At 74.1% G+C, this 22,265-nt stretch carries 19 protein-coding genes and 3 tRNA genes; 2 read left to right on the top strand and 20 right to left on the bottom strand.

Features of this window, described 5'->3' with window-relative positions:
* Positions 1 to 170 precede the first annotated feature (170 nt).
* The 4 genes from leuS to BLU95_RS25870 all read right to left on the bottom strand — a co-directional run bounded on the left by leuS (position 171) and on the right by BLU95_RS25870 (position 6,784).
* On the bottom strand, positions 171 to 3,065 hold the full coding sequence (gene leuS, locus BLU95_RS25885; protein WP_093862083.1) for a leucine--tRNA ligase: 2,895 nt from the start codon (positions 3,063 to 3,065) through the stop codon (positions 171 to 173).
* A 279-nt stretch (positions 3,066 to 3,344) separates the two neighbouring features.
* Positions 3,345 to 4,787, bottom strand: a complete 1,443-nt coding sequence (locus tag BLU95_RS25880) for an NsdA family TPR-like regulatory protein (RefSeq protein ID WP_093862082.1) — start codon at positions 4,785 to 4,787, stop codon at positions 3,345 to 3,347.
* 216 nt (positions 4,788 to 5,003) lie between these two features.
* Positions 5,004 to 5,076, bottom strand: a tRNA-Ala gene (locus tag BLU95_RS25875).
* A 151-nt stretch (positions 5,077 to 5,227) separates the two neighbouring features.
* Positions 5,228 to 6,784 (bottom strand): MFS transporter, encoded by a 1,557-nt coding sequence (locus BLU95_RS25870; RefSeq protein ID WP_093862081.1) that lies wholly within the window; start codon positions 6,782 to 6,784, stop codon positions 5,228 to 5,230.
* 102 nt (positions 6,785 to 6,886) lie between these two features.
* On the opposite strand from BLU95_RS25870, the gene BLU95_RS25865 reads away from it, so the two are divergent.
* On the top strand, positions 6,887 to 7,849 hold the full coding sequence (locus tag BLU95_RS25865; protein WP_093862080.1) for a helix-turn-helix transcriptional regulator: 963 nt from the start codon (positions 6,887 to 6,889) through the stop codon (positions 7,847 to 7,849).
* 106 nt (positions 7,850 to 7,955) lie between these two features.
* Here BLU95_RS25865 and BLU95_RS25860 read toward each other — a convergent pair.
* The 8 genes from BLU95_RS25860 to BLU95_RS43060 all read right to left on the bottom strand — a co-directional run bounded on the left by BLU95_RS25860 (position 7,956) and on the right by BLU95_RS43060 (position 12,915).
* Positions 7,956 to 8,028: transfer RNA gene (locus tag BLU95_RS25860), tRNA-Ala, on the bottom strand.
* Positions 8,029 to 8,084: 56 nt separating this feature from the next.
* A tRNA-Ala gene (locus BLU95_RS25855) sits at positions 8,085 to 8,157 on the bottom strand.
* A gap of 247 nt (positions 8,158 to 8,404) precedes the next feature.
* Positions 8,405 to 9,052, bottom strand: a complete 648-nt coding sequence (locus BLU95_RS25850) for a histidine phosphatase family protein (RefSeq protein ID WP_093862079.1) — start codon at positions 9,050 to 9,052, stop codon at positions 8,405 to 8,407.
* A complete protein-coding gene (gene rsfS / locus BLU95_RS25845) occupies positions 9,049 to 9,519 on the bottom strand; it encodes a ribosome silencing factor (RefSeq protein WP_030397436.1) in 471 nt (156 codons plus the stop codon). Before rsfS ends, BLU95_RS25850 begins: the two co-directional genes overlap by 4 nt.
* 174 nt (positions 9,520 to 9,693) lie before the next feature.
* The gene (locus BLU95_RS25840; RefSeq protein ID WP_093862078.1) at positions 9,694 to 11,616 is read right to left on the bottom strand and encodes an LCP family protein; all 1,923 of its coding nucleotides are present in this window, start codon (positions 11,614 to 11,616) and stop codon (positions 9,694 to 9,696) included.
* A gap of 18 nt (positions 11,617 to 11,634) precedes the next feature.
* Complete coding sequence (nadD, locus tag BLU95_RS25835; RefSeq protein ID WP_093862077.1) at positions 11,635 to 12,267, bottom strand: nicotinate-nucleotide adenylyltransferase; 633 nt, start codon at positions 12,265 to 12,267, stop codon at positions 11,635 to 11,637.
* 179 nt (positions 12,268 to 12,446) lie between these two features.
* Entirely contained in the window at positions 12,447 to 12,605 is a 159-nt protein-coding gene (locus BLU95_RS43065) for a hypothetical protein (RefSeq protein WP_173862125.1), read from the bottom strand.
* 163 nt (positions 12,606 to 12,768) lie between these two features.
* On the bottom strand, positions 12,769 to 12,915 hold the full coding sequence (locus BLU95_RS43060) for a hypothetical protein (protein WP_173862123.1): 147 nt from the start codon (positions 12,913 to 12,915) through the stop codon (positions 12,769 to 12,771).
* A 356-nt stretch (positions 12,916 to 13,271) separates the two neighbouring features.
* Between BLU95_RS43060 and BLU95_RS25830 the strand changes: the two genes are divergently transcribed.
* Complete coding sequence (locus BLU95_RS25830) at positions 13,272 to 14,384, top strand: M48 family metallopeptidase (protein ID WP_093862076.1); 1,113 nt, start codon at positions 13,272 to 13,274, stop codon at positions 14,382 to 14,384.
* Between the two features lie 120 nt (positions 14,385 to 14,504).
* On the opposite strand, the gene BLU95_RS25825 is transcribed toward BLU95_RS25830, so the two are convergent.
* The 8 genes from BLU95_RS25825 to rplU all read right to left on the bottom strand — a co-directional run bounded on the left by BLU95_RS25825 (position 14,505) and on the right by rplU (position 22,052).
* Positions 14,505 to 15,569: an SCO2583 family membrane protein gene (locus BLU95_RS25825; RefSeq protein WP_093862075.1), complete on the bottom strand. Its 1,065-nt coding sequence runs from the start codon at positions 15,567 to 15,569 to the stop codon at positions 14,505 to 14,507.
* Positions 15,570 to 15,694: 125 nt separating this feature from the next.
* Positions 15,695 to 16,282 carry an SCO2584 family spore wall biosynthesis protein gene (locus BLU95_RS25820; protein WP_159424996.1) on the bottom strand — a complete coding sequence of 196 codons (588 nt, stop codon included), beginning with the start codon at positions 16,280 to 16,282 and terminating at the stop codon, positions 15,695 to 15,697.
* Positions 16,283 to 16,383: 101 nt separating this feature from the next.
* Entirely contained in the window at positions 16,384 to 17,706 is a 1,323-nt protein-coding gene (locus BLU95_RS25815) for a glutamate-5-semialdehyde dehydrogenase (protein ID WP_093862073.1), read from the bottom strand.
* 143 nt (positions 17,707 to 17,849) lie between these two features.
* A complete protein-coding gene (locus BLU95_RS25810; protein ID WP_093862072.1) occupies positions 17,850 to 18,371 on the bottom strand; it encodes a DUF8830 family protein in 522 nt (173 codons plus the stop codon).
* Positions 18,372 to 18,513: 142 nt separating this feature from the next.
* A complete protein-coding gene (gene proB / locus BLU95_RS25805) occupies positions 18,514 to 19,650 on the bottom strand; it encodes a glutamate 5-kinase (RefSeq protein ID WP_093862071.1) in 1,137 nt (378 codons plus the stop codon).
* A 231-nt stretch (positions 19,651 to 19,881) separates the two neighbouring features.
* Positions 19,882 to 21,360 (bottom strand): GTPase ObgE, encoded by a 1,479-nt coding sequence (gene obgE / locus BLU95_RS25800; protein WP_093862070.1) that lies wholly within the window; start codon positions 21,358 to 21,360, stop codon positions 19,882 to 19,884.
* Between the two features lie 102 nt (positions 21,361 to 21,462).
* Positions 21,463 to 21,720, bottom strand: coding sequence for a 50S ribosomal protein L27 (rpmA, locus tag BLU95_RS25795; RefSeq protein ID WP_030397425.1), 258 nt, complete (start codon positions 21,718 to 21,720; stop codon positions 21,463 to 21,465).
* A 14-nt stretch (positions 21,721 to 21,734) separates the two neighbouring features.
* The gene (rplU, locus tag BLU95_RS25790; RefSeq protein ID WP_030397424.1) at positions 21,735 to 22,052 is read right to left on the bottom strand and encodes a 50S ribosomal protein L21; all 318 of its coding nucleotides are present in this window, start codon (positions 22,050 to 22,052) and stop codon (positions 21,735 to 21,737) included.
* Positions 22,053 to 22,265: the final 213 nt, after the last annotated feature.

The following is a 22,265-nucleotide window of genomic DNA, read 5'->3' as shown; positions in this document are numbered from 1 at the left end:
ACCCCCGAGCCCCCGCCGCACCCCGGAAACCCCGCCACACCCCCGGAGCCCCCGCCGCACCCCGGAAACCCCGCCACACCCCCGGAGCCCCCGCCGAACCCCCACCACCCCCGGAACGCCGCGGGGCGGGCGCCCCCGAAGGAACGCCCGCCCCGCCGGACGGATCAGCCTCAGCCGGTGACGATGTTGACCAGCTTCGGCGCCCGCGCGATCACCTTGCGCACCTCGGCCCCGCCGATCGCCGCGACGACCGCCGGATCGGCCAGCGCCAGCGCCTCCAGCTCGGCGTCCGAGATCGACGGAGCGACCTCCAGCCGCGCCTTGACCTTGCCCTTGATCTGGACGACGCAGGTCACCGACTCGTCGACGACGTACGCCGGGTCGGCCACCGGGTAGTCGGTCTGCGCCAGCGAGTCGCCGTGACCCAGTCGGCGCCACAGCTCCTCGGCGATGTGCGGGGCCAGCGGCGCGACCATCAGGACCACCTGCTCGGCCACCGAACGCGGCGTGGAGCCACGCTTGACCAGGTAGTTGTTCAGCTCGATCGCCTTGGCCACCGCGGTGTTGAAGCGCAGCCCGGCCATGTCGGCGCGGACGCCGTCGACGGCCTTGTGCAGGGCGCGCAGCGTCGCCTCGTCCGGCTCCTCGTCCGTCACGACCAGCTCGCCGCTCGTCTCGGAGACGATGTTGCGCCACAGCCGCTGCAGGAAGCGGTAGGAGCCGACGACGGCGCGGGTGTCCCACGGACGGGAGACGTCCAGCGGGCCCATCGACATCTCGTACAGGCGCAGCGTGTCGGCACCGTACTCGTCGGCGATCTCGTCGGGGGCGACGGCGTTCTTCAGGGACTTGCCCATCTTGCCGGCCTCGCGCTTGACCGGCTCGCCCTGCCAGAAGTACTGGCCGTCGCGCTCCTCGATCTCGGCGGCGGGCACCGGGAAGCCGCGCTCGTCGCGGTAGACGTCGGCGGTGATCATGCCCTGGTTGAACAGCTTGTGGAACGGCTCGACGGAGGAGACGTGCCCCAGGTCGTGCAGCACCTTGTGCCAGAAGCGGGCGTACAGCAGGTGCAGGACGGCGTGCTCGGCACCGCCGACGTACAGGTCGGCGCCGCCGCCGGGCTTCTGCTCGGTGGGGCCCAGCCAGTACTGCTCGTTGGCGGGGTCGACGACCCGCTCGCGGTTGGACGGGTCGATGTAGCGCAGCTCGTACCAGCAGGAGCCGGCCCAGTTGGGCATGGTGTTGGTCTCGCGGCGGTACGTCTTCACGCCGTCGCCCAGGTCCAGTTCGACGTTGACCCAGTCCTCGTTGCGGGACAGCGGGGTCTTCGGCGTGGAGGTGGAGTCGAACGGGTCGTAGGTGTGCGGCGAGTAGTCGTCGACCTGCGGGACCTCGACGGGCAGCATCGACTCGGGCAGCGCGTGCATGACGCCGTCCTCGTCGTAGACGATCGGGAAGGGCTCGCCCCAGTACCGCTGGCGGCTGAACAGCCAGTCGCGCAGGCGGTAGTTGACGGTGCCCTCGCCGATGCCGCGGGCGGTCAGCCAGGCGGTGACGGCGGCCTTGGCGTCGACGACGCTCAGGCCGTTCAGCGAGATGCCGTCCTCGGTGCCCTCGGTGTGGGCCGAGTTGACGATGACGGAGTCGTAGGTGTCGAAGGCGTCGTCCCAGCCGGCCGGGTTCTCGTCGCGCCCGTCGGTGGGTTCGACGACGCAGCGCATCGGCAGTCCGAAGGCGCGCGCGAAGGCGAAGTCGCGGTGGTCGTGGGCGGGGACGGCCATGATGGCGCCGGTGCCGTAGCCCATCAGGACGTAGTCGGCGATGAAGACCGGGACGGGCTCGCCGCTGACGGGGTTGACGGCGTGGGCGCCGGTGAAGACACCGGTCTTGACCTTCGCCTCGACCTGGCGCTCGACGTCGGACTTGGCGGCCGCGGCGGCACGGTAGGCGGTGACGGCCTCGGCGGGGGTGGCGGCGCCACCGGTCCAGGCCTCGGGGGTGCCCTCGGGCCAGGCGGCGGGCACGATCGTGTCGACCAGGTCGTGCTCGGGTGCCAGCACCATGTAGGTGGCGCCGAACAGGGTGTCGGGGCGGGTGGTGAAGACGGTGATCTTCCCCTCGCCGACGGCGAAGTCGACCCGGGCGCCCTCGGAGCGGCCGATCCAGTTGCGCTGCTGCAGCTTGATCGCCTCGGGCCAGTCCAGCAGGTCCAGGTCGGAGATCAGCCGGTCCGAGTAGGCGGTGATCCGCATCATCCACTGGCGCAGGTTGGACTTGAAGACGGGGAAGTTGCCGCGCTCGGAGCGACCGTCGGCGGTGACCTCCTCGTTGGACAGCACGGTGCCCAGGCCGGGGCACCAGTTGACCGGTACCTCCTTGGCGTAGGCCAGCCGGTACTCGCCCAGCACCTCCTCGCGCTCGGCACCGCTCAGCGCGGCCCAGTCGCGGCCGCCGGGGACCTCACGGGTGCCGTCGGCGAACGCGGCGACCAGCTCGGCGATCGGGCGGGCCCGGTGGGCCTGCTCGTCGTACCAGGAGTTGAAGATCTGCAGGAAGATCCACTGCGTCCAGCGGTAGTACTCAGGGTCGATCGTGGCGATCGAACGGCGCGGGTCGTGGCCCAGGCCCAGCCGCCGCAGCTGGTGGCGCATGTTGGCGATGTTCGCCTCGGTGGACACCCGCGGGTGGGTGCCGGTCTGCACGGCGTACTGCTCGGCGGGCAGGCCGAACGAGTCGTAGCCCAGGGTGTGCAGCACGTTGAAGCCGTTCATCCGCTGGTAGCGGGCGAACACGTCGGTGGCGATGTAGCCCAGCGGGTGGCCGACGTGCAGGCCCGCACCCGACGGGTACGGGAACATGTCCATGATGAAGCTGTGCGGCTTCGCGGCGACGTCGGCGGCGGCGGGATCGGCCAGGTCGCCGGCCGGGTTGGGGGCGTGGAACGTGCCCTCCTTCTCCCAGATGTCCTGCCAGCGGGACTCGATCTCCGCCGCCAGGGCGGCGCTGTACCGGAACGGCGCGGTCGCGGTGTCGGCCGCGCCGGACGCAGGGGTCGTCTCGCTCATGGTCCTTAAAGCTCCATCGATGTCAGTTGGCGAACCGGCGTTCTGGGCCGGCGACGGGGCGGGGTGTCCGGACCGGGGCCCGGACGGTGCCGGGCGGTGAGCCGGGCGGAAAACAAAAAAGCCCCTCGCAGGAGGGGGTGCCACGCCGACTCCGGCTCCGCCCTGGGGCGCGGCCGGTCCTGGTCAGCGCGGCCGACTAAGGAGCAGGCGCGCGGTTCGCATGGGCTCAGGGTACCGCAAGGGGTCGGGCGCCTCCGGGGGAGACCACGGGCGCGCCCGTCAGGCTCCGGTCCCCGCGGGCACCTCCACCGCGGCACCCTCCGCCCCGGCAGCCCCCGGTCCGGCCACCGCCGCCACGACCACGGCCGGGCCCGCCGGCTCCCCCACCGACTCACCCGCCGCCGACACCGCCGACTCCGACTCCGACTCCGCCGAGCGGAACGCCGCGTCGATCCCGCGCAGCGCCCGCGCCACCCGCTCCGACTGCATCCCGGCGGCGAGCGCCCGCGCCCGGTCCGCCGTCCGCACCGCCTCGGCCGCGGCGCCGGCCAGCCGCTGCGACTCGGCCAGCCGCACCATCAGCAGCGCCCGCGCCCTGGCCCGCCCCGGGCCGAGCCCCGCCACCGCCTCCGCCAGCAGCTCCTGGGCCCGCCGGTGCCCGCCGAGGAAGAGATGCCCCTCCCCCACCATCCCGGCGAGATCCGCCCGTGCCTCCCCGGCGGCGCCGCCGGGGACCTCCCCGTCCAGCTCCGCGAACGCCCGTCCGGCCGCCTCCGCCAGCCCGGCGGCGTCCCCGAGCCGCCCGTGCGCGCGGGCGATCCGACCGAGCTGCAGCGCCCGGTCGGCCGGGCCGAGCGCGTCGCCGGCCGCCGCCACCGCCTCGGCCAGCACCGTCACGGCGTCCAGCCCCCGCCCGCCCGCGCTCCCGGTGGCCAGCACGACGAGGCCGCCGAGCACGGCCACCCCGGCCCGCCGCTCGCCACTGAGGTGGGCGGCGCGCAGCGCCGCCGCGAACGCCCGCTGGGCGGTGGCGTCGTGGCCGAGGTCGTACGCGGCCCAGGCGGCGAGGCAGGCGAGACGGCCGGCCGCACCGTACAGCGCCCGGCCGAGCGGTTCGTCGTAGGCGCCGAGCTCCAACAACTTGGTGGCCATGGCCAGTTCGGCACGGGCGGGGCCGAGGACGAGTCCGCCGCCGCAGGACCGTTCCAGCCGCTGCTTGCTGCGGTGGGCGGCGGCGAGCTCACCGACCAGCGCGGGGTCGACGCGCAGTGCGCCGTCGCCGCCGAGGGCCGGCGGCGGGGTGGTGAGCCGACGGGCGGCCTCGGCGAGGTCGGCGCCGCGGAAGAGGTCGGTGAGGCGGACCGGTCCGGCGTCCGCGGCGGTCTCGCGCAGCGCGGTCTGGGCGGTGTCGGCCGTCCACGGGTCGGTCAGCAGACGCGGGGAGAGGATCTTGGCACCGCGGTGGCCGCCCATCCGGCCCCAGAGCTGCTCGTAGGTGACGGCGATGCCGAGGGTGCGGCTGAACACCTCGCAGACGGCCTGGTCGTGGGGGCTGCGCGGGACCATGCCCCGGTCACGCCACTTGTAGGGGGCGGTGGAGCTGATCCCGAGCCGGGCCGGGAGGGTGAGGTTGACCTCGCGGGCGAGCCGCTCCGGGCTCCAGCCGAGCTGGTGGAGTATCCGGGCGAGTTCCTCGTTGCGTCTGCGCTCCAGATCGGCCATGGCTCCGACGGTAGCGGTCCGCCCGGGGGCGTCGTCAGGAGGTCGCCGAAACCGGTCGCCGCACCGGCCCTCGCACCGGTCGCCGCACCGGTCGCCGCAACGCTCCACAGGTGGCGAACGGGCGCCGGGCCCCGACGGCACAGCCGAGGCCCCGGCAGGTGCTCCGGGAACGCCGAAGGCCGCCCCCCGTTTCCGGGAGACGGCCTTCGATTCCTGTGGAGCTACGGGGAATTGAACCCCGGACCTCTTGCATGCCATGCAAGCGCTCTACCAACTGAGCTACAGCCCCTCGACCTGCGATGTCACCGGGGGTTTCGTTCCGTTTCCCTCGGCGACATCACTTACTTTACACGGTCCGGGGGGTGCTCCACGAATCCGTTCCCGCGGGCCCGCGCGGACGCCCCCGCGAGCGCGGACCGAGCCCCGCGCGGACGCCCGCCCTACTCCGCCTCCCCCACCGCCCTCGTCCCCTCCGGCTCCCGCTCGGCCTCGCGCCTCTCCTGCCGCTCGGCCTCGCGCCTCTCCTGCCGCCCGGCCCGGGCGGCGAAGCCGGCCGCGAGCGCGACGACCCCGCCGATGGCGAGCGTGGTCACCAGCAGCGCGTGCCCGGACCCCCGGGCGGACGTCGGCAGGTCGACCGCGCCGAGGAACACCGAGCCGAGCAGCGCGATCCCGATCACCTGCCCGAGCTGGACGGCGGTGACCACCAACCCGCTCGCGTCCGCCGCGTCGGCGGGGGCCACCCGGGCGAGCGCCCGGCCGAACAGCGGCGCGTAGGCGCAGCCCGCGAGCAGCCCGAGGACGGCGGTCAGCAGCAGCGGCGCCGCGCCGACCCCGGCCCCGTCGCCCAGCATCCGGCCGAGCACCAGGTAGCCGACGGCGAGCAGTCCGGTGCCGAGGGTGGGCAGGACGCCGTGCAGGCGCCGGGGCAGCCGCTGCCAGTACAGGCTGGCGGCGCCGAAGCCGACCGCGATCGGCGCGGAGCAGAGCCCGGCCCGCAGGGCGCTCGCGCCGAGCCCGGCCTGCTGGTGCAGGGCGAAGGAGAACATGAAACCCGCGAAGGCCAGCATGATCATGAGCAGCGCGCCGACGGCCGGCAGCAGACCGGCCGCACCGAGGACGCGTCCGTTGACCAGCGGCTGTCCGCCGCGCCGCGCGACCCGCCGCTCGACGACCGCGAACAGGGCGAACATCGCCGCGCTCGCGCCGAGCAGCACCCAGCCCCAGAGCGGCCAGCCGAGTTCGTGACCGAGCACCAGCGGGACCACCAGCAGGCCGAGGGCGGCGCCGAGCACCAGCAGTCCGGGCAGGTCGAAGCCGCGCTCCCGGTCGCCGGGCAGGTCGGGCAGCAGCCTGGCCCCGGCGGCGAGCAGCACCAGGCCGATCGGCAGGTTCACCAGGAACACCGGGCGCCAGCCGGAGCCGAACAGGTCCGCGCTGACCAGCAGACCGCCGAGCACCTGGCCGGCGGCGATACCGCCGGCCAGCACGGCCGAGTAGAGCCCGAGCGCCCGGAGCCGGGCCCTGCCGGTGAAGGTCCGCTGGATGATGCTCATCACCTGGGGGACCATCAGGGCCGCCCCGGCGCCCTGGAGCAGCCGGAAGCCGATCAGCCAGCCGGTGGCGGGGGCGAGCCCGCAGGCCAGCGAGGCAGCGGTGAAGACGGCCAGGCCGGACTGGAAGAGCCGGCTGTAGCCGTACCGGGCACCGAGCCGGGCACCGGTGATGAGCAGCACCGCGTAGGCGATGGTGTAGCCGGCCACCACGAACTGGAGGGCCGCGCCGGAGGCGTGCAGGTCGGTGCGTACGGTCGGCACGGCGACATTGACGATGGCGGTGTCGAGCACGGCCATGAACTGGCCGCCGAGGACGAGCGCGAGCAGCAGTCCGGGCCTGGCGACAGGGATCGGGGCAGGGGCGGGGACGGTCCCGGCACCGGCCGCGCCGGTCGGCGCAGCGGTCCGGACCGGGCCGCGTCGGGTCTGGAGATCGGTCATGGATCGAGCCTCGCCGGATCCTGGTACCAGTGGTTAGAGCCTGCGGATCCTGGTACTGGCAGCACCTGTTGCGCCCCACCGGGCTGCGGCACCATGGCGGGTATGACCGTCGTGGACACAGCCGGCACCGTCCCGTCCGCCCCCGCCACCCCCGCCCGACCCGACGGGCGCGACCAGCGTGACGGGCGCGACCGGCGCCGCACCGAGCTGGCCGAGTACCTGCGCGCCTGCCGCGCCCGGGTCTCCCCCGAGGACGTCGGCCTGCCGCCCGGCCTGCGCCGCCGCACGCCCGGGCTGCGCCGCGAGGAGGTCGCCCAGCTCGCCGGTGTCGGGGTGACCTGGTACACCTGGCTCGAGCAGGGGCGTCCGATCAACGCCAGCGCGCAGGTGCTGACGGCGGTGGCCCGGGTGCTGCTGCTGGACGCGACCGGGCGCGAGCACCTGTTCCGGCTGGCCGGGGTGGCGGTCCGCCCGTCGGCGCACCCGGACCCGCCGGTGCTGGACCCGTCGACCCAGGTGATCCTGGACGCGCTGGCGCCGCTGCCGGCCGCCGTCTCCAACAGCCGGTTCGACGTCCTGGCCTGGAACTCCGCCTACGAGGCGCTGTTCGCCACCAGTCGGCCCCGCACGGGCGACGGCTGGTTCAACAGCCTCTGGTGCACGGTCACCAGCCCGGAGTGCTGCAATCCCTTCCTGAACCGGGCCGAGCAGCTGCCGCAGATGGTCGCGGTGCTGCGCGGCGCGTACGGCAAGCACGTCGGGGAGCCGCTCTGGGAGGAGTACGTGCGGTCACTGCTGCGGGCGAGCGCCGAGTTCCGGGAGCTGTGGGCGAGGCAGGAGGTGTCGACGCGGCGGACGGCCCTGAAGGTGTTCCGGCATCCGCAGGTGGGGGTGATGCGGCTGAACGCGACGTACCTGACGATCCCGGGGGTGCCGGAGGCGTACGTGGCGGTCTACACGCCGGAGGGTCCCCAGGACCGGGACCGGGTCGAGCGGCTGTCGACGCTGCCTCCGGGCGGCTGGACCGCCCCGTGCGGCCACCGGTTCACCGGGCCCGTCGGCTGAACCGGGCGCGGTGACTGGACCGGGCCCGTCGGCTGAACCGCACCTGGACCGCCCCCGGGAACGACCGAAGGCCGCCACCCGGGGGTGACGGCCTTCCGTTCGTCTGTGGAGCTACGGGGAATTGAACCCCGGACCTCTTGCATGCCATGCAAGCGCTCTACCAACTGAGCTACAGCCCCGCGACACACAGTGCTCCGAGAGGAAACGATCTCCTGAGGGGACTCCGGGTGCGGAGTGGAGCTACGGGGAATTGAACCCCGGACCTCTTGCATGCCATGCAAGCGCTCTACCAACTGAGCTACAGCCCCTCGTCGTCCGGATCTCCCGCTTCCCTTCCGGGCCGCGTTCCCTCCGTGCGAACGAGGAAAACTCTAACCGGTCGGACCCGGAACTGCGAAATCCGCCCTTCCCGGCTCCGCCCCGCACCCGCTCCGCACCCTCGTTCGCACCCTCACCGGACACACCGCTGCGGACACCAGTGCGGACATCGCCCGGACACCGTCCCGACCGTGCCCGGGCACCACCCGGACACCGTCCGGACGGTGTCCGGACCGCTCAGGTGTCGTCGCCGATGACCGGCTGCGGCAGCGTGCCGGCATTGTGCTCCAGCAGCCGCCAGCCCCGCGCGCCGAGGCCCAGCACGGACCAGCAGCAGTTCGACAGCCCGCCGAAGCACTCCCACAGCTGCGGCTCCAGGCCGAGCATCCGCCCCAGCACGGTGCGGATGGTCCCGCCGTGGCTGACCACCACCAGGGTGCCGTTCTCGGGCAGCTTGCCGACCGCGTCGAGCACCACCGGCACCGCGCGGTCCGCGACCTCGGTCGCGAGCTCGCCGCCGCCGCGCCGGACGGGTTCGCCCTGCGTCCAGGCCGCGAACTCCTCCGGGAACCGCTCGCGGATCTCCGCGTTGGTCAGCCCCTGCCAGGAACCGGCATAGGTCTCGCGCAGGCCCTCGTGGTGCTGCACGTCCAGGCCGGTCACCTCGGCCAGCTCGTCGGCGGTGCGGCGGGCGCGCGAGAGGTCGGAGGAGACCAGCAGGTCCGGACGCAGGCCGGAGAGCAGCCGGGCGGCCCGCCGCGCCTGCAGCACGCCCTCCTCGGTCAGCTCGATGTCCGTGGTGCCCTGGAAGCGCGATTCGAGGTTCCAGGAGGTCTGGCCGTGCCGCCAGAAGACGATGCGCGGACCTCGCGCCTCCCGGCTCAGCTGTAGTCCTCGGCGCCGAAGTCGTCCGCCGGGGCCTGCTCGGCCGGGGCCAGGGCGTTGCCGGCCGCGTCGGTGTGGGCGTCGGGGCGGTTGCGGGAGGCGATGGCGTCCTCCGGCAGCGGCAGCTCGGGGCAGTCCTTCCAGAGGCGGTCCAGCGAGTAGAAGGAGCGCTCCTCGGAGTGCTGGACGTGCACGACGATGTCGAGGTAGTCGAGCAGGACCCAGCGGCCCTCGCGCTCGCCCTCGCGGCGCACCGGCTTGATGTCCAGCTTCTCGCGCAGCTGGTCCTCGATCTCCTCGGCGATCGAACGGACCTGGCGGTCGTTGCTCGCGGAGGCGATCAGGAAGGCGTCGGTGATCGACAGCACCTCGCTGACGTCGAACGCGACGATGTTGTGGGCCAGCTTGTCGGCCGCCGCCTGGGCGGCGACGTTGATGAGTTCCTGGCTGTGCTCAGTGGCGGTCACGATGTACTTCCGGCTCGGCTGCTTGGGGTCGCCCGGCGCGCGGGGCGCGGGGATCGCCTTCCAGGATCTCACGCCGCCCCGGCGGCCCCGGAACGGTTTTCCGGGACCGCCCGGCCGGGGGCCGACGGGGCGCGGGCCGCACAGCCGTGCGGGCGCCCCGTCCGACGGCCGGGGCTACGGTGCCTTCGGCGGCGCGTAGTCCTTGCCGAGCACCACGACCAGGTCGGCGTTCTGGGCGTCGGCGACCTTCTTCACCGCCGTCTCCGGCAGGTTGAGGCTGGTCGCCAGGGACTTCGCGGCGGCCTGCCGGGCGTCGTCGGTGTAGCGGATCTCACTGGTGGCCTGCGGCGCGCTCTTGGCCCCGCCGGGGACGAAGGTGAGGCCCGCGTTGACCACCTGGACCTGGGCGGCGGGCGCCGCCAGGTCGTTGCCGGAGGCGTCCTGGACCGAGACCCGGGCGGGCGCGTCGGCATTGGTCGCGGACTTCACGGTGCCGCCGAGCACGTCCTTGACCTGCTTGCCGGCGGTGGCCTCGTCCAGCGAGCCGTCCGGCTTGACGGTCAGCGTGGCGGTGCCGAACTGCCCGTCCTTCGACTGCTGGGCGAGCTGGGCGAGCACCCCGGCGAGCGCGTCCTCGGGCAGGGAGGGGTCGAGCACCGCGTTCATCCGGTGCACGTCGTCCTTGGCGTCCTTGAACACGACCGGCATCGTGCGCACCACCGCGTCCATCACCTGGCCGAAGCGGGCGAGCTGGGCGTCGCGGCTCTCGCCGGCGTTCTGGAGGGTGGCGTAGCCGACCGCGGCCTTCCCGCCGAGCAGGGTGTTCTTGCCCGCGGCGGCGAGCACCTTGCCGTCGGGCCGGCCGCCCTCGTGGACCTCGGCGTCGGTGTCCACCCGGACACCGCCGAGCTGGGTGACCAGCAGTTCCAGGTAGGGGGTGTCGAGGCGCCAGGTGCCGGCGACGGGGGCGCCGAGCACGGTGGTCAGGCCGTCCCGGGTGCCGGAGGCGCCGAGGGAGTCCATGGCCTGGCCGACGGTGGTGACCGGCGGATCGCCGGGGCCGGGCAGTCGCAGGGTGTCCGGCAGGAGCAGCACGGTGCCCTTCTTGCCGGCGCTGTCGTTGACCAGCAGCGCGCTGGAGACCTTGCCCTGGAGGTCGCGCAGGTGGACGACGTTGACCTGGCGCGGCCCGGCGGCGGCGGTGGCGGAGCCGCCCTTGTCCCGGGTGAACCAGAGGTAGCCGCCGGCTCCGGCGCCGGCCACCGCGGCCACGGCGACGAGGCCGATCAGCCGGTTGCGGAGCCTGCGGCGGCGCTCGGCGCGCACCTCGCTGCGGGACTCGGCGAACTTGAGCCAGTCGATGACGTCCTCGGACTCCGCCTCCTCCTCGTCGACGAAGGTGAACTCGCCGGTGGCGTAGTCGTCCTCGGAGCCGCCCGAGGTCCTGGACCGGGTCGCGCGGGAGCCGCCGACCTGCTCGGACGGCGGTTCGGGGCGGGCGGGGGCGGCCGGCTCGGCGGCCGCGGCGGGCCGCGGCACCCGGCCGCGCGGGGTCACCGGGGCGGCGGGCGCGGTCGCGGCCGGCTCCGGCGCGGCGACGACCGGCATCGCGGCGGTCGTGTACGCCTGCGCCGGGGACTGCGACCGGTCCGGGCCCTGGACCGGGGACTGCGGCTGCGCGGGCGCCTGCGGCTGCTCGTAGGGCTGGTAGCCCTGCTGCTGGTACTGGTCCTGGTAGCCGTAGCCGCCCTGCTGCTGGTACCCCTGGGCGGGCTGCTGCCCGTACTGGCCGGGCTGCTCCGGCGGCTGCTCGTAGCCCTGGCCGTAACCCTGCTGGTAGCCCTGCTGCTGGTACTGGTCCTGGTAGCCGTAGCCGCCCTGCTGCTGGTACCCCTGGGCGGGCTGCTGCCCGTACTGGTCGTACTGCTGGTGCTGCTCGTACTGCCCCGACGGCTCGTAGATCCCGGGCTGCTGCTCGTACTGGTCGTACTGCTGCTGCTCGTAGCCGCCCTGCTGCTGGTACGGCGGGTACTGCCCGGTCGGCCAGTCGTCCGGCTGCCCGGGCTGCTGCCCCTGCGGTCCCCTGCGCTCGCTCATCCGTCGGCCCCTCCGGGATCAGGTCCGGTGCGGCGCGTAGAGCGCCCGCTTGTCGATGTAGCGGACCACGCCGTCCGGGACGAGGTACCAGACCGGCTCGCCCTTGGCGACCCGGTCGCGGCAGTCCGTGGAGGAGATGGCCAGCGCCGGGACCTCGACCAGGGAGACCCCGCCCACCGGAAGCCCGGCGTCCGTCAGAGTGTGCCCCGGCCGGGTGCAGCCGATGAAGTGGGCGAGCGAGAAGAGTTCCTCGGAGTCGCGCCAGGAGAGGATCTGGGCGAGCGCGTCGGCGCCGGTGATGAAGAAGAGGTCGGCGTCCGGGTGCAGCGCCCGCAGGTCGCGCAGGGTGTCGACGGTGTAGGTCGGTCCCTCGCGGTCGATGTCGATCCGGCTGACCGAGAACTGCGGGTTCTCCGCGGTGGCGATGACCGTCATCAGGTAGCGGTCCTCGGCCGGGGTGACCTCGCGGTCGCTCTTCTGCCAGGGCTGCCCGGTCGGGACGAAGATCACCTCGTCCAGGTGGAACGCGCTGGCGACCTCACTGGCCGCGACCAGGTGCCCGTGGTGGATCGGGTCGAAGGTGCCGCCCATGACGCCGAGACGACGCTTCGCCGGCGCCGGTACACCGGGACTCCCGGTCTGCTCTCCCATGGCGCCACACCTTACGCGACGCCCGTTACGGTGCGGGAACGGCCGGGTGCCGGGCGTCCCGGGGGCAGTCGCGCACCCCGGGCCACCGTCGGCCGGCCACCGTCGTTCGGGTCACCGTCGTGCGGGCCGGCACCGCCCGGGTCGGCGCCTCGGCACCGCTCGGGTCGGCGCCGCCCGGGTCAGCGGTCCCGGTTGAAGCGGGTGGTGATGAAGAGCAGCAGCAGAAGGACGAAGAACGCGGCGCCACCCGTGAGGTACGGGTTGAGGCTGTCGTGGTTGCCCCCCTCGCCCTCGCTGGCGAGAAGGTTCAGGACAGGGAGTGCGGCGGCAGTGCTCATGGTCGGCGGGACCTTCTCGGCTCGGATGACGGACAGGGGTGTCGTGCGGGCCGGTGAGAGCCCACCCGTCATCGTACGGGGGGTTACGAGGCAACCGCTCGGCGGCCCACCACGTCTGAACCGGCGTGAGCCCTCGGTCGGCGACGCCCCGCCGCGGGGTCGGTCAGTTGTTGCGGCCGGCCCGCAGCAGGATCCAGGCGAGCAGGCCGACGCCGACGAAGGAGGCGATCAGGATGATCCGCAGGAAGAGCCCGGGGCCGTCCTCCCCGGAGATCGGGGCGGCCAGGCTGACAAGGGCGGCGGTGGACATCGGCGGGCTCCTCGGACTGCTCGGTGCCGCGGCCGGAGGTGGCCCGGCTTTCCCCGGGCATTCAGGGTAAACCGCCCTCACACCGGGGCCGCCCACCGCCCCCGCGGACACCGTCCGCGCCGCACCGACGGCCACCCGGACAGGCTCCCGGGCGGCTCGACCCACCCACCGGGTCGCCGGGACCGGCCCCCCCGGGGGCACCCGGGGCGGCCCCGGACGGGGCTCCCGGCGACACGTAGGGTGGCCGCGGGGACGAGTACGCAACCACGGACGTTGCACAGACAGTCGTTACAGGCGAAGGACCAGCGGGGGCCGGCCGGGTGCCGGGGCCGCCGTCGACAGGAGGTACTCACACCATGACCGACCCGATCGCGAAGACCCCGAGCCGGCGCCGTCAGCGCTTCCCGGAGATCTCCACCCGGGCCTGGGAGCACCCGGCGGACCGTTCCGCGCTCGTCGCGCTGCGCAAGCTCACCGGCTTCGACGACGTCCTGAAGAAGCTCGCCGGCCTGGTCTCCGAGCGCTCGATCCGGCTGATGTTCCTGGCCACCGCCGTGAAGACCTCCGAGCGGCAGTTCCCCGAGCTGCACGGCATGGTGCGCGACGCGGCTTATGTGCTCGACCTCGACAAGGTGCCGGACCTCTACGTCAGCCAGGACCCGACGGTCAACGCGTTCTGCATCGGCATCGACACGCCGGTGATCGTGGTCACCAGCGGCCTGGTCGAGCTGCTGGACGAGGAGGAGCTCCGCTCGGTGATCGGCCACGAGGTCGGTCACGCGATGTCCGGCCACGCGGTCTACCGGACCATGCTGATGATCCTCACCAACATCGCCGCCCGGATCGCCTGGGTGCCGCTCGGCAACCTGGCGATCATGGCGATCGTCACCGCGCTCAAGGAGTGGTTCCGCAAGGCCGAGCTCTCCAGCGACCGGGCCGGCCTGCTCGCCGGACAGGACCTCCAGGCCTCGATGCGGGCGCTGATGAAGCTGGCCGGCGGTCACAACCTGGCCGAGATGAACGTGGACGCCTTCCTGGAGCAGGCCGAGGAGTACGAGAAGGCCGGCGACCTGCGCGACGGCGTGCTCAAGCTGCTGCAGGTGCTGCCGCAGAGCCACCCGTTCGCGGTGGTCCGGGTCGCCCAGCTGAAGAAGTGGGCCGAGAGCGACGACTACCGCTCCATCCTGGCCGGCGCCTACCCGCGCCGCACCGACGACCCGAACACCTCGGTCGGCGACCAGTGGCGGGCGGCGGCCGACCACTACACGACCTCGGTGAAGGAGAGCAAGGACCCGCTGATGGGCCTGATCCGCGATGTCGCGGGCGGTGCGGCGACGGTCGGCGGCAAGCTCCGCGACACGTTCACCGGCGCCCGCGCCGGCGGCAACGGCTCCAGCAACGGCAGCACCAACGGCAGCGGCACCAACGGCAGCGACGGCGGCACCGACGGCGCGTCCGGGACGAACTGAGCCCCGCCCCGCCCCCGCGTCCCGCCCGCGGCGGCCCCCGGTCACCCCGACCGGGGGCCGCCGCGGGTTCCCGGGGCCCCTGAGCCTCCCCGGCCTCCCCGGGCCTCCCGGAAACCGCGCTCAGCCGCCCGCCAGCACCCCGCACACCTGCCAGGCCGGCCGGGCATGGTTGCCCGGGTCCACCGCCGTCGGCCCACTGGGCGGCGCGACGGGATCCGTCCCGGCCAGCACCGGCTGCACCGCCCCGGCCAGCGAACCGTCGCACGGCGTCGGCCCGGCCTGCAGCACCGAGTCGACCAGCCGCAGCTGCGCCGCCGCCAGGTCGATCCGGTCGAACTCGAAGGTCAGCTGCCGCCGCACGGTCTCCAGGGTGACCGGCGCCCCGGCGGGCGCCCCGGCGGCCTTCAGCGCGTAGACGAAGGTGTGGTCGGTGGTGATCCGCAGGGTGCCGCTGTCCGCCTCGTCGATCCGCATCGCCCCCGCCACCTTCACGGTGTCGGCGGCCAGCGCGACCTGCGCCGGGTCGAAGCGGACCAGCCAGCCGGTCAGCGCGTGGTGCCGGTCGTCGGTCGGCTGGAGCACGCTCGCGTCGAACTGGGCCTGCTCACCGGGCGTGACGAAGGCCCGCACCTCCGCGGTCGCCCCCTGCACCAGCACGGCGGGCGACAGCGAGGAGGCCACCAGGTAGCGCTGCACGGTGTCGAGGGCCTTGGTCACCTCGACCCGGGAGAAGTGGCCGCTGGCCGCCCCGGCGGGCGTCCCCAGCCCGACCGCGCCGTCGCTGTACCCCGGTGGCAGGGCCGTGAACGGGTTCGCCGGGTCGGCCACCGGACGGACCGACGAGGCCGGGCTCAGCGCCACCAGGCTCACGGTCAGCTGGCTGCCCTGGGGCCGGGCGGTGGGCCGGGTCGGCGAGGTGACACCGAAGTACACCGCGGCGCCGAAGGCCAGCAGGATCACCAGCAGCAGGGCCAGCGCCTGCCGGGGCACGCTGCCCAGCGGACCCAGCCGGACCTTGGGCCGGGTGGCGCGGGCGAAGGAGCCGGAGAGCCGCTCGCGCGCGGACAGCTCCTGGATCCGGGCAGCCCGGACGAACGATTCGTCGAACACGACGGACCGGTACTCGTCCTCGTTCCCCGAACCACCGTCGGGCGCACCCTCCGGAGGCTCGCGCGGGTCACCCATGACACCAGGGTAAGGCGCACCCCGGCTCCGCCACGAGGGTGCTGCGGCAGATCACCGGAAGCTCTCCGTGACCACCGGCAGCCGCCCCGGGGCGCGCCGGACCGGCCCGCCCGCCGGGCAGTGGCTCAGCCCGCCGGGCCGGTGACCACCAGCGACGGCTCGGCCGGCGGCGGCGCCGGGTCGACCCCGGCGCTGCTGCTGCCGGACCCGGGCCGCTGCGGGGCACCGCCGGCCCCGCCCACGCCCTGGTAGATCGCCGCGACGGCCACCGCGACCAGGCTCACGCCCATGATCACGGCCAGCACCCAGGCCACCGGCCGGTGCCAGCGCTGCTGGGCGACGTACCGGCCGCGGCCGGCGCCGATCGGGTCGAATCCGCCCGGGCGCCAGCGCCGCGAACGCCGTCCGCCGGCCCGGCCGGGGCCGGACCACGGATCGGGATAGAGGTGGTCGTCGTCGAGCCGGCTCGGGTACGGGCGCAGCTCCAGTGGCAGTCCGTCCGGGGCCGGGGGTTCGAAGCCCCAGCCGGGTCCGGCCGCGTCCGGCTCGAGACGGGCCTCGGCGGCGGCGAGCTGCCGCTCCTTGGCCGTCGGCTCGTGCACGGCGGCGGACCGGACGAACGCCTCGTCGAAGACCACGGTGGCGAACTCGTCGTCCGCACCACCGTGGTCGGCACCGTCGGGGTACGGCAAGCCCCCCACATCGTCAGCCACGGATTCAGCGTATTACCGGGCGGGCGATTTGTCTGGGGCTCGGGCCAGTTGGTCCGTCACCCGTGTGACGGCGGCTTCGCCGGGCCCCGGGCGGGGCCGGTTCAGCCGGCGTCGCCGGCGCCTCCCACGGTCTGCGTCGCCTCGCCCCGGACATGGCCGTCACCAGTGACGATGTACTTGGTGCTGGTCAGCTCGGGCAGGCCCATCGGGCCCCGGGCGTGCAGCTTCTGGGTGGAGATGCCGATCTCGGCGCCGAAGCCGAACTCACCGCCGTCGGTGAAGCGGGTCGAGGCGTTGACGGCGACCGTGGTCGAGTCGACGAGCTTGGTGAAGCGGCGGGCCGCGGTCTGCGAGCCGGTGACGATGGCCTCGGTGTGGCCGGAGGTCCAGCGGCGGATGTGCGCCACGGCGGCGTCCAGCGAGGGGACGACGGCGGCCGCGATGTCGTACGACAGGTACTCGGCCTCCCAGTCCTCGTCGGTGGCGGGCAGCACGGTGGCACCGGTGCCCTCCGCGGCCTTGAGCACCGCCTCGTCGCCGTGCACGGTGACCCCGGCCCCGGCGAGCGCGGCGAGCGCGAGCGGCAGGAAGGCGTCGGCGATGTCCTGGTGGACGAGCAGGGTCTCGGCCGAGTTGCAGACGCTGACCCGCTGGGCCTTGGAGTTGAGCAGGATGCCGACGGCCATCGCGAGGTCGGCCTCGGCGTCCACGTAGACGTGGCAGTTGCCGGTGCCGGTCTCGATGACGGGCACGGTGGAGCCCTCGACGACGGTGCGGATCAGCGAGGCGCCCCCGCGCGGGATGAGCACGTCGACCAGGCCGCGGGCGCGCATCAGCTCCTGCACGGAGTCCCGGCTCTCGCCGGGGACGAGCTGGATCGCGTCGGCCGGCAGCCCGGCCCCGGCGACGGCGTCGCGCAGCACGGCGACCAGGGCGGTGTTGGAGCGGTAGGCGGACGCCGAGCCGCGCAGCAGCACGGCGTTGCCGGACTTCAGGCAGAGCGCGGCCGCGTCGGCGGTGACGTTGGGGCGGGCCTCGTAGATGATGCCGACCACACCGAGCGGCACCCGGACCTGACGGACGTCCAGGCCGTTCGGCAGGGTGTAGCCGCGGACGACCTCGCCGACCGGGTCGGGCAGGCCGGCCACGTCGCGGACGTCGGAGGCGATCGCGGCGATCCGCTCCTCGGTGAGGGTGAGCCGGTCGACCACCGACTCGGGGGTGCCGGCCGCGCGGGCCCGCTCGACGTCCTCGGCGTTGGCCGCGGTGATCTCGGCCGCGCGGGCGACCAGGGCGTCGGCGATCGCCCGCAGCGCGGCGTCCTTCGCGGCGCGCGGCAGCGGGGCAAGCGCGGCGGCGGCCTCCCTGGCTCGGCGCGCTACGGCGAGAACGGGGCTGTCGGCGGAGGCGGGGTCGCTGCTCATGCGCCCAGGGTAGTGGAGGCCGGCGCCGCTCCCCCGCCCCATTTCGCCCGGTGAGACGCCGTTCCGGGCCCCTCGGCGCCGGCCTGCCCCGCCCTCGCCCCGCCCCCGGCCCAGCCTCAGCCCCGGCCCCGGCCGCCCGGCCCTCAGTACGGGTGGACGCCGCCCAGCTGCGGGGGCGGACCGGCGAAGCCCTCGGCGACCCGCTTGTGGTAGGTCGCCCGGTCGACCACCTCCAGGCCGACGATCTCCCACGGCGGCAGCTTGGCCGTCGCCTTGTGCTCGCCCCACAGCCGCAGCGCGATCGCCGCCGCGTCGTGCAGGTCCCGGGCCTGCTCCCAGTAGCGGATCTCGGCGTGGTCGGCCGCGTAGCGGGCGGTCAGGAAGAACGAGTGGTCGTGCGCCAGCCGCTCGAGTCCGGTCCGCAGCTCGGTCAGCGGGGTGACCGGCCCGGCCACGCTGAGCACCACGTGCCAGAGCCGGGCCTGGTCGGGCGCGGCGGGCGGTTCGGTCGCGGTGCGCCGCTCCGTCGGGAGCCGGCTCACCGCGCCGGGGCCCTCCGGCGGACCTGCCGGTCCGGCGGGGCCCGGGGCCCCGCCGCCGTCGATGCTGGTCAGCCGTCGGCCCGCGGTTCCTCCGGTCAGCGCTGCCTCGCGCCTGCGTTCCACCGGCGGCCTCCTGTTCGGCGATGTCGTGTCGTCGTGCCCGCCGGCCCCGGCCGACGCGGATCCGACCGCGCCCCTCCTCGCCCGTGGCCGGGCGTGCTCCCCCGCGCGGAGCCGCCCCCGTCCCCGGCCGTCCGGCGGCGGGTCAGCCGCGCAGGACGACCAGGTCGTCGCGGTGGACGACCTCCCGCTCGTAGGCGGCGCCGAACTCCTGGGCCAGGTCCCGGGTGGACCGGCCGAGCAGGCGGGGCAACTCCCTCGCATCAAAGTTGACCAGTCCGCGCGCCACGATGTTGCCGTTTTCGGCAAGAAGGTCCACCGGATCGCCCGCGGCGAACTCGCCGTCGACCTTGGTGACCCCGGCGGGCAGCAGCGAGGCGCCGCCGGAGACCACGGCCTCGACGGCCCCGGCGTCCAGGTGCAGGGTGCCGCGCGGGCTGCTGGCGTGGGCGAGCCAGAGCATCCGGTCGGAGGACCGGCTGCCGGTGCGCAGGAACAGGGTGCCGGTGGGGCGGCCGGCGAGCGCGTCGGCGGCGTGGCTGGCGGCGGTGAGCACGACCGGGATGCCGGCGCCGGTGGCGATCCGGGCGGCCTCGACCTTGGTGACCATGCCGCCGGTGCCGACGCCCGCCTTCCCGGCGCTGCCGATCTCGACGCCGTCGAGGTCGTGCGGGCCGGTGACCCGGGCGATCCGGCTGCTGCCGGGGCGGCCGGGGTCGCCGTCGTAGAGGCCGTCGACGTCGGAGAGCAGGACGAGCAGGTCGGCGCGGACGAGGTGGGCGACGAGCGCGGCCAGCCGGTCGTTGTCGCCGAACTTGATTTCGGCGGTGGCGACGGTGTCGTTCTCGTTGACGACCGGCATCGCGCCCATCGCCAGCAGCTGGTCCAGGGTGCGGTACGCGTTGCGGTAGTGGGCGCGCCGGCTGGCGTCCTCGGCGGTGAGCAGCACCTGGCCGACGCGCAGCCCGTAGCGGGCGAAGGAGGCGGTGTAGCGGGCGATCAGCAGGCCCTGGCCGACGCTGGCGGCGGCCTGCTGGCGGGCGAGGTCCTTGGGCCGCCGCTCCAGTCCGAGCGGGGAGAGGCCGGCGGCGATGGCGCCGGAGGAGACGAGCACCACCTCGGGGGCGTCGGGGCGGGCGCGGACCTTGGCGAGCGCGTCGACGAGGGCGTCCACCCGGTCGGCGTCGATGCCGCCGGCGGCGGTGGTGAGTGAGGAGGAGCCGACCTTGACGACGATGCGCCGGGCGGTCAGCACCTCCGCCCGCAGTTCGTCCTCGCTCATCTCGGGTCTCGCCCTTCCGGTGTGGTGCGTCGTCGGCGCGGGCGCGGGCCCGGCCGTATCCCCCGCAATCTACGCGATGGGGCCGGCCGGCCCGCACCGTGTTCCAGCCGCCGGACGGCGCGCGGGGCGGCGCACGGGACGGGCCCGCTCCGCCCGGCGCGCCGTCAACGCGCGAGCCCCCGCCGCCCGTTGACGGGGCGGCGGGGGCTCGCGGCAGGTCGCTGCGGGGACTCAGTGGTCCTCGTCGTCGCCCTCGATGGCGGCCTGACGGCCGCTGGAGAGCGCCTCGAAGGCGAGGTACTCGGCCTCGGCGGCGTCCCGGTTCTTCTGCTTCTCGCGCCGGCGGTCGACGGCCGGGCGCTGGGTCTCCATGCGGTGGTCCTCGCCGCGGCGGCCGAGCATCTCGGCGCCGGCGGCCATGGTCGGCTCCCAGTCGAAGACGACGGCGTTCTCCTCCTCGCCGATGATGACGGTGTCGCCCTCGTGCGCGCCGACCTTCCACAGCTTGTCCTCGACGCCGAGGCGGGCCAGCCGGTCGGCGAGGTAGCCGACGGCCTCGTCGTTGGAGAAGTCGGTCTGGCGGACCCAGCGCTCCGGCTTGACGCCGCGGATGCGGTAGGCGCCGTCCTCCTCGGTGATGGTGAAGCCCTCGTCGTCGACGGCCGTGGGCCGCAGCACGATCCGGGTGGACTCCTCCAGCGGCTTGGCCGCGCGGGCCTCGCCGACGATCTGCGCCATGGCGAAGCTGAGTTCGCGCAGGCCCTTGCGGGAGGCGGCCGACACCTCGAACACCCGGTAGCCGCGCTCCTCCAGCGAGGCGCGGGTCAGGTCGGCGATGTCCTGGCCGTCCGGTACGTCGATCTTGTTGAGGGCGACCAGCCGCGGGCGGTCGCCGAGGCCGCCGTACTCGGCGAGCTCGGCCTCGATCGTCTCCAGGTCGGTCAGCGGGTCGCGGCCGGGCTCCAGGGTGGCGCAGTCCAGCACGTGGACGAGCACGGAGCAGCGCTCGACGTGGCGCAGGAACTCCAGGCCGAGGCCGCGGCCCTGGCTGGCGCCGGGGATGAGGCCGGGGACGTCGGCGATGGTGTAGACGGTGTCGCCGGCGGTGACCACGCCGAGGTTGGGGATCAGGGTGGTGAAGGGGTAGTCGGCGATCTTCGGCTTCGCGGCGGAGAGCACGGAGATCAGCGAGGACTTGCCGGCGCTCGGGTAGCCGACCAGGGCGACGTCGGCGACGGACTTGAGCTCCATGACGATGTCACGGGCGTCGCCGGGCTCGCCGAGCAGCGCGAAGCCGGGCGCCTTGCGGCGGGCGGAGGCGAGCGCGGCGTTGCCGAGGCCGCCGCGGCCGCCCTGGGCGGCGACGAAGCTGGTGCCGTGGCCGACCAGGTCGGCGAGCACGTTGCCGGCCCGGTCCAGGACGACGGTGCCGTCCGGCACGAAGAGCACGAGGTCCTGGCCGAGGGCACCGGTGCGGTTGCCGCCGGCGCCGGGCTTGCCGTTGGTGGCCTTGCGCTTGGGCGAGTGGTGGTACTCGAGCAGGGTGGTGACCTGCGCGTCGACGGTGAGGACGACACTGCCGCCGTCCCCGCCGTTACCGCCGTCCGGGCCGCCGAGCGGCTTGAACTTCTCGCGGTGCACGGAGGCGCAGCCGTGGCCCCCGTTGCCCGCGGCGACATGAAGTTCGACGCGGTCCACGAAGGTGGTCATGGGTGTGCCTCCACTACGAAGAAGTCGGTGTTCTACCTGCGTAAAGCATGAAGGGTGGACCGGAACATTCCGGCCCACCCTTCATTGTGAGTCTGGTGTGACTCAGGCCTCGACGGCCACGATGTTGACGACCTTGCGGCCGCGGCGGGTGCCGAACTGCACGGCACCGGCGGTCAGCGCGAACAGGGTGTCGTCGCCACCGCGGCCGACACCGGCACCCGGGTGGAAGTGGGTGCCGCGCTGGCGGACGATGATCTCGCCGGCGGAGACGACCTGGCCGCCGAAGCGCTTCACGCCGAGGCGCTGGGCGTTCGAGTCACGGCCGTTACGAGTAGAGCTTGCGCCCTTCTTGTGTGCCATTTTTCGCTATCCCCTTACTTGCTGACCGAGTCGATGCTGGTGATGCGCACCGCGGTGTGCTGCTGGCGGTGACCCTGACGGCGGCGGTAGCCGGTCTTGTTCTTGTAGCGCAGGATGACGATCTTGTCGCCCTTGGTCTGGTCGACCACCTCGGCGTGAGCCTTCACGCCGGCCAGCACCCACGGGTCGGAGGTGACGGCCTCACCGTCGACGACCAGGATGGTGGAGAGCTCCACCGAGTCACCCGGCTTGGCCTCGATACGGTCGATCTCCAGCACGTCGCCGACGGCGACCTTGTGCTGGCGGCCGCCTGCGCGAACGATCGCGTACATGCGGTACCTACTTTCCCAACTCGGTCGGAACTCTCGATGCCAGCCACCTGGGTACGGACACAGGGGCCTCCCCCGTCCCCCCTCGCGGGGAGTCGTCCTCTTGCGAGGACCGGGAGGTGATGTGCTCGGGAGCAAGGCGTAGACACGCCAGTGGTCAAGAATACGGGCCGGTCGCCGCTGGGGCAAACCGGCCCGTACGGGTCCCGGGCGGAG

Source organism: Streptomyces sp. TLI_053 (genome assembly GCF_900105395.1).
GTDB lineage: Bacteria > Actinomycetota > Actinomycetes > Streptomycetales > Streptomycetaceae > Kitasatospora.
The sequence above is the reverse complement of the archived record's forward strand: the minus strand, read 5'-3'. Positions and strand labels throughout refer to the sequence as shown.

Coding starts and splice junctions, on each gene's coding strand:
- obgE (WP_093862070.1), bottom strand. CDS start 21,360: ATGACCACCTTCGTGGACCGCGTCGAACTTCATGTCGCCGCGGGCAAC.
- BLU95_RS43060 (WP_173862123.1), bottom strand. CDS start 12,915: ATGTCCACCGCCGCCCTTGTCAGCCTGGCCGCCCCGATCTCCGGGGAG.
- BLU95_RS25865 (WP_093862080.1), top strand. CDS start 6,887: ATGACCGTCGTGGACACAGCCGGCACCGTCCCGTCCGCCCCCGCCACC.
- BLU95_RS25870 (WP_093862081.1), bottom strand. CDS start 6,784: ATGACCGATCTCCAGACCCGACGCGGCCCGGTCCGGACCGCTGCGCCG.
- BLU95_RS25825 (WP_093862075.1), bottom strand. CDS start 15,569: ATGGGTGACCCGCGCGAGCCTCCGGAGGGTGCGCCCGACGGTGGTTCG.
- leuS (WP_093862083.1), bottom strand. CDS start 3,065: ATGAGCGAGACGACCCCTGCGTCCGGCGCGGCCGACACCGCGACCGCG.
- rplU (WP_030397424.1), bottom strand. CDS start 22,052: ATGTACGCGATCGTTCGCGCAGGCGGCCGCCAGCACAAGGTCGCCGTC.
- nadD (WP_093862077.1), bottom strand. CDS start 12,267: ATGGGAGAGCAGACCGGGAGTCCCGGTGTACCGGCGCCGGCGAAGCGT.
- BLU95_RS25880 (WP_093862082.1), bottom strand. CDS start 4,787: ATGGCCGATCTGGAGCGCAGACGCAACGAGGAACTCGCCCGGATACTC.
- BLU95_RS43065 (WP_173862125.1), bottom strand. CDS start 12,605: ATGAGCACTGCCGCCGCACTCCCTGTCCTGAACCTTCTCGCCAGCGAG.
- BLU95_RS25815 (WP_093862073.1), bottom strand. CDS start 17,706: ATGAGCAGCGACCCCGCCTCCGCCGACAGCCCCGTTCTCGCCGTAGCG.
- rpmA (WP_030397425.1), bottom strand. CDS start 21,720: ATGGCACACAAGAAGGGCGCAAGCTCTACTCGTAACGGCCGTGACTCG.
- proB (WP_093862071.1), bottom strand. CDS start 19,650: ATGAGCGAGGACGAACTGCGGGCGGAGGTGCTGACCGCCCGGCGCATC.
- BLU95_RS25830 (WP_093862076.1), top strand. CDS start 13,272: ATGACCGACCCGATCGCGAAGACCCCGAGCCGGCGCCGTCAGCGCTTC.
- BLU95_RS25840 (WP_093862078.1), bottom strand. CDS start 11,616: ATGAGCGAGCGCAGGGGACCGCAGGGGCAGCAGCCCGGGCAGCCGGAC.